Raw genomic sequence first — 14,238 nt, 5'->3', positions numbered from 1 at the left:
TACGTTGCTCGTATGATCACCGGATTCCCTTATCGGGCGGCCGTGTCGGTCTGTGCGGTCTGCGTGGCGGGCGTGCTGGCGCTCACGCCGGCCGCCGCCGCACCGCATGCCGCGCACCTCGGGCCGCCCGGGCCGCACGCGGCGGTGCCCCAGCCGTCCCTCCTCTACGACTCCGGCCCCCAGGTCAGGCCGCATCCCGGCGCGCCTGAGCTTCCGGACGTGTCCGCGCTGTCCTGGCTCGTCGCCGACGCCGCAAGCGGCGAGGTGCTGGCCGCGAGCGAGGCTCACCGCATGCTGCCGCCCGCGAGCACTCTGAAGACCCTGTTCGCGCTCACCCTGCTGCCGACCCTGCCCGCCGACCTGCGGCACCAGGTCCGGAACGCGGAACTGGAGGACATCGGCCAGGGCAGCAGCCTGGTCGGTGTGGAGGAGGGGCACACCTACCAGGTGGCCGATCTGTGGCGCGGGGTGTTCCTCAGCTCCGGCAACGACGCCGTGCACGTCCTCGCCTCACTGGGCGGCGGCTGGGAGGCCACGGCCAAGCGGATGCAGGCCAAGGCCCGCTCGCTGGGCGCCCTGGACACCCATGTCGTCTCTCCCGACGGCTACGACACCCCCGGCCAGGTGTCCTCCGCCTACGACCTGGCGGTCTTCGGCCGGGCCGGGCTGCGCGACCCCGACTTCGCCCGGTACTGCTCCACCGCCGAGGCCTCCTTCCCCGGTGACGGTTCGTCGTTCGCCATCGAGAACACCAACCGCCTGCTGACCGGCGAGGACGGCGTGGCGCCGTACCCGGGGCTGATCGGCATCAAGAACGGCTACACCAGCAACGCGGGCAACACTCTGGTCGCCGCCGCTCGCCGGGGCGGGCGCACGCTCGTGGTGACGGTGATGAACCCTCAGGAGGGCAACGGGTTGACCGTCTACGAGGAGGCCCGTGAGCTGCTGGACTGGGGTTTCGCGGCGGCCGGGCGGGTGGATCCCGTCGGCTCGCTCGACGGGCTGCGCCCCAAGGCCCCGCAGCCCCCCTCCGCCGCACCGGTGGCGGCCAACTCGGCCGCGCCGGACGACGACTCGGGCTGGTCGGACACCGCCGTGGTGGCCGGTCTCACCGGGCTGGGCGCCGGGGCCGTGGGGCTGGCGCTGCGGCTCAAGGGCAACCGGTCCATGCGCGGCTGACCCGTCGGCAGACCCAGCAGCAGACCCAACGTGATCCAGGTGTAGACGTTGCTGCCGAGGAAGCCGCCGATGCCGGAGGCGTCGTCGAACCACAGCCAGACCACGCTGGTGCACAGCACGGCGTACAGGGCGCCCGCGGTCCGCCGGTGCCCGGCGCGGACCAGCACCGCGAAGGACGGCAGCAGCCACACCAGGTGGTGCACCCAGGTGATCGGGCTGACCAGGCAGGCCGCCGCACCGGTGAGCGCGAACGCGGCCGTCCAGTCGCCGGCCGTCACCGCCTGGCGGGCCCGCCAGGCCCATACGCACAGCGCCGACAGGACCGCCGTGGCCCACAGGGGGCGTCCGGGTTCGCCGAGCCGGGCGAGGACGCCCTGCAGCGACTGGTTCGACACGTAGTCGAGGTGCCCGACACGGCCGGTGTCCCACAGGGCCACCGTCCAGTAGAAGCGGGAGGCCGCGGGGTCCGCCCAGGCGGCCAGCGCGGTCGCCGCGGCGGCGACGGCCGTGGCGATCCCCGCCGCCCGCCGCCGCCCGGCGAGCAGCAGCAGGCCGATGAACAGGGCGGGCGTGAGCTTCACCGCGGCGGCGAGCCCGATCCCGGCGCCCGCCCAGCGGCCCCGCCCGGTCGTGAGCAGCCAGCAGTCGGTCAGGACGAGCGCGAGCAGCACCAGGTTGACCTGGCCGAAGCTGAAGGTGTCCCGCAGGGGTTCGAACAGGGCGAGCAGGCACAGGCAGAGCGACCAGCGGTACCAGCCGTGCCGCCGCCAGCCGGGCCCGGCCAGGATCCGCAGGACGGCCGCCAGCGCGGCCAGGTTCACCAGCACCGAGGCCGCCGTCGCGGCGGTCCGGCCCAGCAGCGCGAGCGGCAGCATGGTGACGGCGGCGAACGGCGGATAGGTGAAGCCGTACGGCGTGCCGGGCACCCGGTAGTCGTAGATCCGGCCGCCGTGGTGGATCCACATGTGCACGGTGCCGTAGTAGACGCGCAGGTCGAAGAAGTCGCGCAGGAGCGGCACGGTGGCCGTGAAGACGGTGACGGCGACAGCGGCGGCCAGCACGAGCAGCAGGCGGCCCCGGGGCGTACGCGGGCCCGTCATGCCGTACCGCCCGGGGCCGAGGCCTGGTGGGCCTGTGCGACCTGGGAGGTCTCGTGGGCCTGCCACAGGACGACGAGGCCGAGCACCCCGCCGGAGACGGCGAGCACCAGTTGTCCGAGGTCGGCGGGGTCGCCGCTGGGCAGGACGGCGAGGGCGAGCACGCCCGCCAGGGCCGCGACCCGGTGCCGTACCGAGGTGCTGGGCGCGGCGGCGGCGATCAGGAACAGGCCCCACAGGACGTACCAGGGGCGGATCGCCGGGCCGAACACGGCGACCGCGAGCAGGCTGAGGCCCAGCGCGTACACCGGCCGCGGGCGCAGCCGCAGCCATATCAGCGCCACGGCGACGGCGGTGACCGCCAGGCCGAACAGGTGCCAGGCCGGGACGGCCAGCGGGGCGAGGCCGCTGCCGAGGTGCTCGAGCAGGGCACCGGTGGCGCGGCCCAGCAGGCTGGTGAGCGCCCAGTTGTGCGCGGAGACCGGGGTGTCCAGGGCGCCGATCCAGCCGTAGCCCGTCCCGGCGACGGCGGTGGCGGCGGCCGTGGTCCCGGCGGCGGCGACCGTCGTCGACACGACTGTCGGCAGCGGGCGGCGGCCGGTGTGGACCTGGAGGGCGATGACCGCGAGGAGGCCGAGGGCCGCGGGCGCCTTCACCAGGGCGGCGAGGGTGACGAGGGCGGCGCCCAGGGCGGGGTGGCGGCCCCGCGCGGCGACCAGGCCGAGCCCGAGCAGGCCGAGCATGAGTGCGTCGTTGTGGGCGCCCGCGACCAGGTGCAGCAGGACGAGCGGGTTGAGGGCGCCGAGCCAGAGCGCGGCGGCCGGGTCGGCGCCGCTGTGCCGGGCCAGCCGGGGCAGTGCCGCCGCCATGAGGGCCACGCCGAGCAGGGCGACCAGGCGCATGCCGAGCAGGCCCGCGGGCAGTTCGCCGCGGGTCAGGCCGGACAGGGCGGAGGCCAGGGCCATGAAGGCGGGCCCGTAGGGGGCACCGGTGTGCTGCCACATCGGGGCCACCTCGTCGGCGAGCGGGCCGCCGAGCATGTCTGGCCCGTTGGTGTAGACGTCCATGTGGGCGTCGACCATGGCCCCCTGGGCGAGGTAGCTGTAGACGTCCCGGCTGAACAGCGGCGGCGCGAGCAGCAGCGGCGCCGCCCACACGGCAAGGACGAGCAGCAGGGCGCGCGGAGCGGGCGGTCGCGGGCCGCGCACCAGGCGTCCGAGGAGCACCCAGGCCGCTATCAGCAGCACGACACCGAAATACACCCCGACCAGGCCGAGCGCGGCCTGCGCCGAGGCGGGCGCCAGGAGATCCTGGACCGGCAGGGCACCGGCCGTCTCCCCGCCGAGTGCGAGGAAGGCGGTGCCGGCCAGGCCGAGCAACTGGCAGCGGCGGAGATCGACGGGAAAAGCCATGGCCAACACCAGTTCAGCGTGTCGATGGCGGATGGCCAGAAAGCGACGTACCACTCACCGGCGGGCGGCCCCCGCGTGACCGGCATGTGAGGAGCGATGAATTCTCCGCAGCCGGGAAGTCACCACTGCACCGAATGCCGGCGGAAACGGACGTGATGACAGTGGCGAGCAGCTCCTCCTCCACCAAGACCGGTGACTACGCGAAGCTCGACGGCCTGGAGATGTACTACGAGGTCCACGGCGAGACCAACGGCCGCCGGCCCCTGGTGCTCCTGCAGGAGGTCCGCAAGCCGGACTTCGGCTCACCGCGGCTGCCGAGCGAGGCGGACTTCCAGGAGATGACCGAGGCCTACACGGCCGTCGCACCGCATCCCGAGCGCTTCCAGGACCTCCTTGCCAAGTGCAGGGCCGCCGCGCACGCCCCGCTGCCCTGGACCGACGGCGACCTGCGCGGGCTGCCGGCGCCCACACTGCTGGTCATCGGTGACGCGGATTTCGTACGCATCGAGCACGGGGCGGAGATGCGGCGCCTGATCCCGGACGCCCGGCTGACGGTGCTGCCCGGCACCACGCACATGTCGCTGATGCGCCGTACGGCTCCGCTGCTCCCGCTGCTCGACGAGTTCCTGGACTGAGGCTCAGAACACCGACAGCCCGGTGAGCGTCGTGAACCGGTCCAGGGCGGCCACCCCGGCCACCGAGTTGCCCCGCTCGTCCAGCCCCGGGCTCCACACGCACAGCGTGCAGCGTCCCGGTACGACCGCGATGATGCCGCCGCCGACCCCGCTCTTGCCGGGCAGGCCCACCCGGTAGGCGAAGTCACCGGCCGCGTCGTACGTCCCGCAGGTCAGCATGACCGCGTTGACCTGCTTGGCCTGGCTGCGGGTGAGGAGCCGGGAGCCGTCGGCGCGGATGCCGTGCCGGGCCAGGAAGCCGGTGGCGAGGGCGAGGTCGGCGCAGGAGGCGGTGACGGAGCACTGCCGGAAGTACTGGTCGAGCAGGACCGGCACGTCGTTGTCGATGTTGCCGTACGACGCCATGAAATGGGCAAGGGCGGCGTTGCGGTCGCCGTGCGCGGTCTCGGAGGCGGCTACCTCCTCGTCGAAGTCGAGGGCGGGGTTGCCGCTCTCGGCGCGCAGGAAGGCGCGGAGTTCCCCGGCCGCGTCTCCGGTACGTGTCTGCAGGCGGTCGGTGACGACGAGCGCGCCCGCGTTGATGAAGGGATTGCGCGGGATGCCGTTCTCGTACTCCAGCTGCACCAGGGAGTTGAACGGGTTGCCGGAGGGCTCGCGGCCCACGTGCTCCCAGAGTTCGTCGCCCTCGCGGGCCAGGTCCAGGGCGAGCGTGAAGACCTTGGTGATGGACTGCGCCGAGAACGGCTCCCGCCAGTCCCCCACCCCGTACACCATGCCGTCCAGTTCGGCGACGGCCATGCCGAAACGGCGGGGATCGCAGGCCGCGAGGGCCGGGATGTAGTCGGCGGAGCGGCCTCGGCCCGGGGTGCGTTCGATCTCCGCCATGATGCGATCGAGAATCGGTTGGAACTGCGAGGACATGATCGTCATCATGCCGCACTCCTGACCGGGGAGCGCCCTCAGGGCCGCTGTGCGCCTCCGTTCGCGGCAGCGGCAGGAGGCCAATCAGGCATGTCTTGGCGCGCACTCCGCGTGCTGGCCCGCCGTTCAAGGTTCCGCGCGTCAGGGTGATTTCCGCGGTCTCCGCGGACCGGAGCCCGTTCGATCAGCTCATTCGATCATCGAGAGACAGGAGCGATCTTGCGCCGGCGGAACGTTAACAGGGGCACTGTGCTGGGCCTGTGCGGGGCGGTCTCACTGCTGGCGGGGTGCAGCATGCCCGCTCCCTATGTTCCCGTACTGGAGAACCCGCGGGGAGGTCGTACGTTCTACCTCAGTCCGGACGGTGACGACACGGCCGACGGCCGGACTCCGCAGACCGCCTGGCACACGCTGCGGCGCGCCGACGCCGTACGGCTGAAGCCGGGCGACCGTCTGCTGCTCAGGGGCGGCGCACGGTTCGCGGGCACCCTGAGCATCGGCCAGGGTGACGCGGGCAACGCCCGCAAGCCCGTCGTGATCGATTCCTACGGCACCGGGCGTGCGGCGATCGCGGCCGTCGGCACCCGCGGCATCGAGGTGCACAACACGAGCGGGATCGTCATTCGCAACCTGATCCTGACCGGGAACGTCAAGGCCTTCCGGAAGCAGGACGGCATCTCCCTCGTCAGCGACCTGCCCGGCCGGCGCAAACTCCCGTACATCCGGGTCACGGACGTCGACGTGTCGGGCTTCCGCAACGGGATCCGGATGCGCGGGGGCGCCGATGGATCCGGCTTCCGGGACGTGGTGATCCGCGACTGCGCGGTGCACAACAACCAGGACGCGGGTGTCGTGACGGACGGTCCTCGCTTCGACGCCACCGCGCCCGTCTACGCGCACGAGGACGTGACGGTCTCGAAGGTGATGGCGTTCCGGAACGACGGCGACCCGCGGGCGGCCGACCGCAACACCGGCAGCGGCATCGTCCTCGGCAGCGTACGCCGTGGCGTCGTGGAGGACTCGACCGCGCATGCCAACGGGGAGTTCTCCGCGGCCAGGGCCATGGAGGGCCCGGAGGGCATCTGGACGTACGACGCGACGCGGATCGTGTTCCAGCGCAACGTCGCCTACGACAACCACACCGGCTCCAAGGTGGACGGCGGCGGGTTCGGGCTGGACAACAACGTGTCCCACTCGCTGGTTCAGTACAACCTGTCCTACGACAACGACGGCGCGGGCTTCCTCGCCTACTCAGCCGTCCCGAACCACGCCCACACGGGCAACGTGATCCGTTACAACATCAGCCGGGACAACGCCCGCAAGCTCGAGGACTACGGCGGCATCGTGGCGCTCGGGTCGTGGGTGTCGAACCTCGCGATCTACCAGAACACGGTGCTGGCCACGGCACACGGCTCCGTACGGGCACCCGCGCTGCGGCTCGAACCCAATCTCGGTGCCGTCTCCGTGCGCAACAACGTGTTCGTCACCGGCGGTCCCCCGCTGGTGGAGGCGGACGGCCACTTCAACACGTCGGAGGTGGCGATGCAAGGCAACGACTACCACGGTCCCAAGGGCTGGACCCTGCAGTGGGGCGACGGCCGGTACACCGACCTGGCCACCTGGCGGCAGGCGTCGGGCCAGGAGACGGCCGGCCCTCGGGCCACCGGGACCAGCGCCGACCCGTGCCTGACCGAGCTCCCGGTGTCCGCGAGCGGTCCCGGCGTGCACGGCACCGGCACCGGCGCGACGCGGGGCGCACTGGTGGCCCAGTGCGCCCGAGCGCTGTCGGGTGCCGCCGTGCGGCTGAGCACAGTGGGCATCGACCCGGGGCCGGTGGACTACTTCGGCACGCGGCTGACCGGCTCCCCGGGGATCGGGGCCGTGCAGGTGCCGCCGAAGACCTGAGGGATAGTCACCCGCAGGGCGTCACCCTGGCCCGGCTGCGGCACGTGTACGGGTCGTCCCAGGGCTCGGACGTGCCAGCCGGCCGCGTGCCAGGCCGCCTGGTCCAGGGCGTTGCGCGCGTCGAGCATCCGCGGCGTGCGGACCACCTCGGCCAGCAGCGCCGGGTCGAGTTCGCGGTACGCGCGCCACTCGGTGAGGTGCAGCACCACCTCCGCGTCCCGGCACGCCTCCATGACGTCCGTGTGATACGAGGGGCCGGGCAGGGCGGCCTGCGCGTTGTCGACGCCCTCCGGGTCGTGCACGCGGACCTCGGCGCCCTGCCCGACGATCTCCGCGGTGACGGCCAGCGCCGGCGAGTCCCGCACGTCGTCGCTGTCCGGTTTGAAGGTGGCGCCCAGCACCGCGACGCGCCGCCCGGCGAACGAGCCGCCGAGGAGGTGACGGGCGAGGTCGACCGTGCGGGTGCGCTGCCGGTCGTTGATCCGGTCGACCTCGCGCAGGAACGACACCGCCTCCGAGACCTGCAGTTCCTCGGCGCGGGCGAGGAAGGCGCGGATGTCCTTGGGCAGGCAGCCACCGCCGAAGCCGAGGCCGGCGGAGAGGAAGCGGCGCCCGATGCGGTCGTCGTGGCCGAGGGCGTCGGCGAGCGTCACGACGTCGGCGCCCGAGGCATCACAGACCTCCGCCATGGCGTTGATGAACGAGATCTTCGTCGCCAGGAAGGAGTTCGAAGCGACCTTCACCAGTTCCGCGGTGGCCGGGTCGGTGCTGACGCAGGGGACGCCGGCTCGCAGCATCGGCTCGTACACCTCGCGCACCAGCCGGTCGCCGTGGGGTGCGGTGGCCCCGACCACCAGCCGGTCGGGGCGCAGGGTGTCCTGGACGGCGAAGCCCTCGCGCAGGAACTCCGGGTTCCAGGCGACCTGGACCTCGACGCCGGGCCGGACCATCGTTGCCACCCTGCGGCTGAGGGAGCGGGTGGTGCCCACCGGCACGGTCGACTTGCCGACGATCAGGGTGCCGCGGGTGAGGAGGGGCGCCAGCCCGTCGACGACCGCCTCGACGTGGCTCAGGTCGGCGGCGAGCGATCCGGGGCGCTGCGGTGTGCCGACGCACACGAAGTGCAGGTCGGCAAAGTCCGCGGCCTCCTGGAGGGAGGTGGTGAAGCGCAGCCGCCCGGCCTCGGTGTTCCGGGCGAGGATCTCCGGCAGGCCGGGTTCGAAGAACGGCACCCGGCCGGCCGCGAGGGCCTCGATCTTGCGGGCGTCGGTGTCGACGCCGAGGACGTCGTGTCCGATCTCCGCCATGCACGCGGCGTGCACGGCTCCTAGGTATCCCGTACCGATGACGGTCAACCGCATGGGCATTCTCCTGTCTTGGGTTCGCCGGCGCGCGGCGGGTCAGCGGGCGTAGCCGCGGGGGTTGAGTTCCTGGAACCGCCAGGCGTCGCGGCACATGGCGGTGAGGTCACGGGTGGTGGTCCAGCCCCAGGCGGCGGCCACCGCGCTCGCGTCGGCGACGAGGGCGGCGACGTCGCCCGGCCTGCGGCCGGCCACCTGGTACGGCACCGGGTGACCGCTCGCCTCCCGGAAGGCGGCGACCAGTTCGAGCACGGAGGTCCCGGTGCCGGTGCCGAGGTTGAACACCCGCATGCCCGTGTCGTCGTCGAGGTGTCCCAGGGCAACGCGGTGCCCCTCGGCGACGTCCATGACGTGGATGTAGTCGCGTACTCCGGTGCCGTCGGGTGTGGGGTAGTCGTCGCCGAAGACGCTCAGTTGTTCCCGGCGGCCGACGGCGACCTGTGCGACGTACGGCATCAGGTTGTTGGGGACGCCCCGCGGGTCCTCGCCGAGCAGACCGCCCGGGTGGGCGCCGACCGGGTTGAAGTAGCGCAGGGCGAGCACCTTCAGCTCCGGGACGTGGGCGCACACGTCCCTCAGGATCCGCTCGCACATCAGCTTGGTGCGGGCGTACGGGTTCGTGGGCGCCACCGGGCTCCGCTCGGTCAGCGGTACGGTCCGTGCGTCGCCGTAGACGGAGCACGATGAGGAGAACACCAGTCGGCGGACCTCGTGTTCGCGCATGACCGAGAGCAGGGCGCAGGTGCCGCCGACGTTCGCGTCGTAGTACTCGACCGGCAGGGCGACCGACTCCCCGACGGCCTTGTGGGCGGCGAAGTGGATGACCGCGTCCACGTGGTGGGCGGCGAACACCTCGGAGAGCGCCTGCCGGTCGCGCACGTCGACCTCGTAGGCGGCGAGCGGCCGTCCCGCGGTCTTCGCGATGCGGTCCAGGGCCTCGGGAGAGCTGTTGACGTGGTTGTCCACGACGACGACCTCGTAGCCGTGGTCGAGCAGTTCGACGCAGGTGTGACTGCCGATGAAACCGGCGCCGCCGGTCACCAGAACCGTTTCGGGCATGGGGATACCTCGTTTCGTCGAAGAGCGTGGCTGTCCCGGCGGCGCGCGGGTCGGGTCAGCCCTCGGTGAACCCGCGCAGGTACAGGGGGAACAGGAGCAGCGCCCAGCCCAGCGGAAGCAGCGCCACGCATCCCGCGGTCAGCGGCAGGGCGACGGTGGACAGGGCCTGGCGCACGCGGACGCCCGCGGACCGGGCGGTCTCCCGGGCGTGCAGGGCGCTCACCGCGAGCGTCACCGTCCCGTAGGAGAGGGAGCCCAGCAGGCACAGGAACACATAGCCGACCGCGGGCCCGGTCAGCTCCCCGATGACGGCCGCGCCGGACAGGACGACGGTGATCAGGAGGTAGGGCAGCACCAGCCGCAGCGGCAGCGGTTCCAGGCCGTCCCGGTTCTTGGGCGTCACCTTGAAGACGATCTTCTTCGGCCGCAGTCGCTGCATCACCGCCGCTGCCAGGCCCCACGCCACGTACGGCCAGCGGGTCAGCCCGAACAGCCAGCCCTCCCAGCTCAGCAGCGGCACGTCGACGGGCCGCAGCAGTCTGCGGCTGCGCAGCAGCAGGGTGAGCAGGATCAAGACGGACGACATGGACCAGAAGTGCAGCAGGAACGCGGCGTAGTCGACGTTGATCCACGGGATGCCCGTGACCGCGGCGATGGGCGGCAGCAGCAGGCCGCCCGTGGTGGTCAGGGCGAGCAGCGGATAGTACGAGAGGGCGAAGGCGAACCGCAGCCGCAGCAGGCCGGGCATGCGCCGCAGGTGCTTGGGGACCATGCCGAGCAGCATCACCATCAGGCTCCGCGACCACTGGAACTCCTGGGTCACCATCGCCCCGAAGGTGAGGGGCCCGTCGCCGTGCGCCTCGGCGTCGATGGCGAACGCACCTTGCCAGCCTGCGGAGTTGAGAAGGAAGGTGGTCGAGAAGTCCTCGGCCAGCTCGGGTCCGAGCCCGCCGATGTCGCGCAGGGCGTCGGTGCGTACGGCGTAGTGGGAGCCGATGCACAGCGGTGCCAGGCCGTCGGTGTGGCCCAGCTGCATCGGCCCGTGGAAGGCGGCCTCGCGGTGCAGCCGTCCGCGGGCCGCCCACGAGGTGCGGGCGTTGGCGTCACAGACGCTGGGGGCGGCGACATAGCCGACGGCGGGGTCGGCGAACGGCCGGACCATTTCCCGCAGATAGCCGGCGTGCGGCACGTGGTCGACGTCGAGCTGGGCCACCACGTCGTACTCCCGGTAGCCCCAGTGGTCGTAGAAGTGGGCGAGGTTGCCCTCCTTGCACCGGGTGCGCCGGGGCCAGGAGTCCCGGTGGTAGGCGGCAACGCCGCGGCGGCAGGACACGCGTACGCCGCTCGCCGCGCACCAGTCGAGGATCTCCTGGTCCGGGTCCTCGTCGCACAGCCACACGTCGTACGGGTGCGGGAAGTTCTGGCGCAGCATCGCGCTCAGGGTGGTGCGGGCGACGTCCCAGGGCTCGGAGGGGGCCCGGGTGACCACGAACGCCGTGCGCAGCCGGGGCACTTCGACGGCGGGGTCGAGGGTGCGCAGCCGCAGAACCACCGCGATGAAGCACATCGGGAGCAGGGACAGGTACAGCAGCAGCGCGCTGTTCACCGCGAACCCGGCCCAGCCGACCCGGTGTTCGGGGCGCAGCCACCACTGCCAGAACCACACGAGGGCGCCCAGCCAGCACAGCGAGAGCAGCCCCACCCGCACCCGGTCCGCCCGGGACAGCCGGGGGGTCCAGGCCCCGGCCGCCGGCCGGAGGGAGCGGGGCGGGCGGCCGAACACGGGGCCGTCGGGCGGGGTGTCGACGACATTGCCCGCCGAGAGGGTCAACAGGTGGGTGCGCAACGCCTCCTCGGGGTCCTGCCGTTGTGCGGCGAGGCGGGTCGAGGTATCGGGGCCGAGCTCCGTCTGGGTCACGAGGCCGTGGGGGTCGCGCCGACGAGGCGGGGCTCCGCGGCGGCCACCCCGTCCTGCTGCCCGCCCCGGATCGCCACGAGCGCGGCGGCGATGTCGCTGGGCCGCTCCGCGAACCACCGCACGGTGCGGCGCAGGCCCTCCTCGATGCCCACCTCGGGCACCCAGCCCAGGCGCTCCGAGGCCCGCGCGATCACCGGCCGGCGGCGGGTGGGGTCGTCGACGGGCAGCGGATGGAACTGGACCTCGGCCCGGGAACCCGTCAGGTCGAGTACGAGTTCCGCCAGTTCGAGCACCGTCAGTTCGACAGGATTTCCGAGGTTCACCGGTCCGGGTTCGTCACGGTCCAGCATGGCGACGATTCCACGCACCAGGTCGTCGACATAGCAGAAACTGCGCGTCTGCTTTCCGTCGCCGTAGACGGTCAGGGGTTCCCCGGCGAGGGCCTGGACCACGAAACTGGAGACCACCCGTCCGTCGTGCGGGCGCATGCGCGGACCATAGGTGTTGAAGATGCGGACGATTCCCGTATTCGTCCCGCGGTGGCTGCGATAGGCCTGGGTCAGCGCCTCGGCGAAACGCTTCGCCTCGTCGTAGACGCTGCGCGGTCCGATGGGATTCACATGCCCCCAGTACGACTCGTCCTGGGGGTGCACCTCGGGGTCGCCGTACACCTCGCTCGTCGAGGCCAGGACGAAGCGGGCGTCGTGGTGTGCGGCCAGCCGGAGCGCGTTCTCCGTGCCGCGGCTGACCACGGCCAGCGTCTCCAGCGGGCGCCGCAGGTAGTCGGGGGGCGAGGCCGGCGAGGCGAGGTGGGCCACCGCGTCCACGGTGCCCCGTACGTCGATCGACCGGCTGACGTCCGCGCGGACGAGTTCGAAAGCCGGGTTCCCGAGAAAAGCGGCGATGTTCGCGGGGTCGCCGGTCGAGAAATCGTCGAGGCAGACGACTTCGTCGCCACGCCGCAGCAGCGCTGCACAGAGATGCGACCCGAGAAAACCACCGCCACCTGTCACGGCCACACGCATGAATTCTCCTGGATTGACCGAGAAATTCCGGCGCCCGGCCCGGCACCGGGCGCATACGGACCGTTTGCCAGGACGGGCGACGGCCTTTACCGAGGCCGCGAATTCAGCTTATGAGCGTTAGTAGCACTTTCCGGAGAGCGGCGAGTCGGACTGAGCCGATCGGCCGGTCCCCCCTGTGGGGGACGGCCGTCGGACGCCCCGCCGCACCTGCGCTGCGCGGGGCGCGAAGACTCCCGGCAGGGGTCATCCCTGAGTGTGACGGCACCCGCGTGTCCGGTCCGGCTTCCGGCGGACCGCCGGATCAGATCGCCGGCATCGCGCGGCTGCCCGCGAGCACCTCCGGCCGGAGCAGGGCTTCCAGCCGCTCGGCCGGCAGCAGGCCCTTCTCCAGCACGAGTTCGGCGACGCCGCGGCCGGTGACGAGGGCCTCCTTGGCGATGTCGGTCGCGGCCGTGTACCCGATGTGCGGGTTGAGTGCGGTGACCAGGCCGATGGAGTTCTCCACGGTCGCGCGCAGCCGCTCGGTGTTGGCGGTGATGCCGTCCACGCAGCGCTCGGCCAGCGTGACGCAGGCGCGCTCCAGGTGGGTGATGGACTCCGACAGGGAGTGCAGGATGATCGGCTCGAAGGCGTTGAGCTGGAGCTGGCCGGCCTCGGCGGCCATGGTGATGGCGACGTCGTTGCCGATCACCTCGAAGGCGACCTGGTTGACGACCTCGGGGATCACCGGGTTGACCTTGCCGGGCATGATGGACGAACCGGCCTGCACGGGCGGCAGGTTGATCTCGCCGAGCCCCGCGCGCGGGCCGGAGGACAGCAGGCGCAGGTCGTTGCAGCTCTTGGAGAGCTTGACCGCGATCCGCTTGAGCACGCCGGACATCTGTACGAAGGCACCGCAGTCCTGGGTGGCCTCGACCAGGTTGGCCGCGGTGACCAGGGGCAGTCCGGTGATGCCGGCGAGGTGCCGGCGGGCCGCCTCGGCGTATCCGCCGGGGGCGTTGAGGCCCGTGCCGATGGCCGTGGCGCCGAGGTTGATCTCGTGGATCAGCTCGACGGCCTCGGCGAGACGGCTGCGGTCCTCCTCGATCATGACGGCGTAGGCGGAGAACTCCTGGCCGAGGGTCATCGGCACGGCGTCCTGCAGCTGGGTCCGGCCCATCTTGAGCACGTCACGGAACTCGACGGCCTTGCGGGCGAAGGCGTCCTGGAGGACGGCCATCGCCTTGAGCAGGCCGCGCACCGCGAACACCGTCGCGATCTTGACGGCGGTGGGGTACACGTCGTTCGTGGACTGCCCGAGGTTGACGTCCTCGTTGGGGTGCAGGAACCGGTACTCGCCCTTGGCGTGGCCCAGCAGTTCCAACGCCCGGTTCGCCACGACCTCGTTGGCGTTCATGTTGGTGGACGTGCCCGCGCCGCCCTGGATGACGTCCACGACGAACTGGTCGTGCAGCTTGCCGGCGCGGATCTCCCGGCAGGCGGCGACGACGGCCGCCGCCTTCTCCGGTGCCAGCAGGCCGAGTTCCTCGTTGGCGAGGGCGGCGGCCTCCTTGACGGCGGCCAGGGCGTCGATCAGGTGCGGGTAGGCGGAGATCGGGGTGCCCGTGATGGGGAAGTTCTCCGTCGCACGCAGGGTGTGGATGCCCCAGTACGCGTCGGCGGGTACGTCGCGGTCGCCGAGCAGGTCGTGTTCGCTACGGATGGGCGCGGTCATGCGGGTGCGGCC

Annotated in this window: 10 protein-coding genes and 1 pseudogene; 3 read left to right on the top strand and 8 right to left on the bottom strand. The window is 72.1% G+C overall.

Annotated features, from left to right (window positions below):
- Positions 1-12 precede the first annotated feature (12 nt).
- Positions 13-840, top strand: a pseudogene (locus tag ACWD35_RS20315) (D-alanyl-D-alanine carboxypeptidase family protein); the annotation flags it as partial.
- Between the two features lie 83 nt (positions 841-923).
- On the opposite strand, the gene ACWD35_RS20310 reads toward ACWD35_RS20315, so the two are convergent.
- Positions 924-2,279 (bottom strand): glycosyltransferase 87 family protein, encoded by a 1,356-nt coding sequence (locus ACWD35_RS20310; RefSeq protein ID WP_451352663.1) that lies wholly within the window; start codon positions 2,277-2,279, stop codon positions 924-926.
- Entirely contained in the window at positions 2,276-3,688 is a 1,413-nt protein-coding gene (gene mptB / locus ACWD35_RS20305) for a polyprenol phosphomannose-dependent alpha 1,6 mannosyltransferase MptB (RefSeq protein WP_451352662.1), read from the bottom strand. The genes ACWD35_RS20310 and mptB overlap by 4 nt, the downstream gene beginning before the upstream one ends.
- Before the next feature lie 155 nt (positions 3,689-3,843).
- On the opposite strand from mptB, the gene ACWD35_RS20300 reads away from it, so the two are divergent.
- Complete coding sequence (locus ACWD35_RS20300; protein WP_451352661.1) at positions 3,844-4,323, top strand: alpha/beta fold hydrolase; 480 nt, start codon at positions 3,844-3,846, stop codon at positions 4,321-4,323.
- A 3-nt stretch (positions 4,324-4,326) separates the two neighbouring features.
- On the opposite strand, the gene ACWD35_RS20295 is transcribed toward ACWD35_RS20300, so the two are convergent.
- Positions 4,327-5,256 carry a glutaminase gene (locus tag ACWD35_RS20295; protein ID WP_451352660.1) on the bottom strand — a complete coding sequence of 310 codons (930 nt, stop codon included), beginning with the start codon at positions 5,254-5,256 and terminating at the stop codon, positions 4,327-4,329.
- A gap of 282 nt (positions 5,257-5,538) precedes the next feature.
- Between ACWD35_RS20295 and ACWD35_RS20290 the strand changes: the two genes are divergently transcribed.
- A complete protein-coding gene (locus ACWD35_RS20290) occupies positions 5,539-7,149 on the top strand; it encodes a right-handed parallel beta-helix repeat-containing protein (RefSeq protein WP_451352659.1) in 1,611 nt (536 codons plus the stop codon).
- Here the strand turns inward: ACWD35_RS20290 and ACWD35_RS20285 are convergent.
- The 5 genes from ACWD35_RS20285 to aspA all read right to left on the bottom strand — a co-directional run bounded on the left by ACWD35_RS20285 (position 7,083) and on the right by aspA (position 14,226).
- Positions 7,083-8,510 (bottom strand): UDP-glucose dehydrogenase family protein, encoded by a 1,428-nt coding sequence (locus ACWD35_RS20285; RefSeq protein WP_451352658.1) that lies wholly within the window; start codon positions 8,508-8,510, stop codon positions 7,083-7,085. The genes ACWD35_RS20290 and ACWD35_RS20285 overlap by 67 nt on opposite strands.
- A gap of 39 nt (positions 8,511-8,549) precedes the next feature.
- Positions 8,550-9,569 carry a UDP-glucose 4-epimerase GalE gene (gene galE / locus ACWD35_RS20280; RefSeq protein WP_451352657.1) on the bottom strand — a complete coding sequence of 340 codons (1,020 nt, stop codon included), beginning with the start codon at positions 9,567-9,569 and terminating at the stop codon, positions 8,550-8,552.
- Between the two features lie 55 nt (positions 9,570-9,624).
- Positions 9,625-11,487 (bottom strand): glycosyltransferase, encoded by a 1,863-nt coding sequence (locus tag ACWD35_RS20275; RefSeq protein ID WP_451352656.1) that lies wholly within the window; start codon positions 11,485-11,487, stop codon positions 9,625-9,627.
- Positions 11,484-12,512: a UDP-glucuronic acid decarboxylase family protein gene (locus ACWD35_RS20270; RefSeq protein WP_451352655.1), complete on the bottom strand. Its 1,029-nt coding sequence runs from the start codon at positions 12,510-12,512 to the stop codon at positions 11,484-11,486. Before ACWD35_RS20270 ends, ACWD35_RS20275 begins: the two co-directional genes overlap by 4 nt.
- A 301-nt stretch (positions 12,513-12,813) precedes the next feature.
- Complete coding sequence (gene aspA, locus ACWD35_RS20265) at positions 12,814-14,226, bottom strand: aspartate ammonia-lyase (protein ID WP_451352654.1); 1,413 nt, start codon at positions 14,224-14,226, stop codon at positions 12,814-12,816.
- Positions 14,227-14,238: the final 12 nt, after the last annotated feature.

The sequence above is a fragment of the Streptomyces sp. NPDC002671 genome (assembly GCF_053592475.1).
This window is presented reverse-complemented; position numbering and strand designations above follow the sequence as displayed.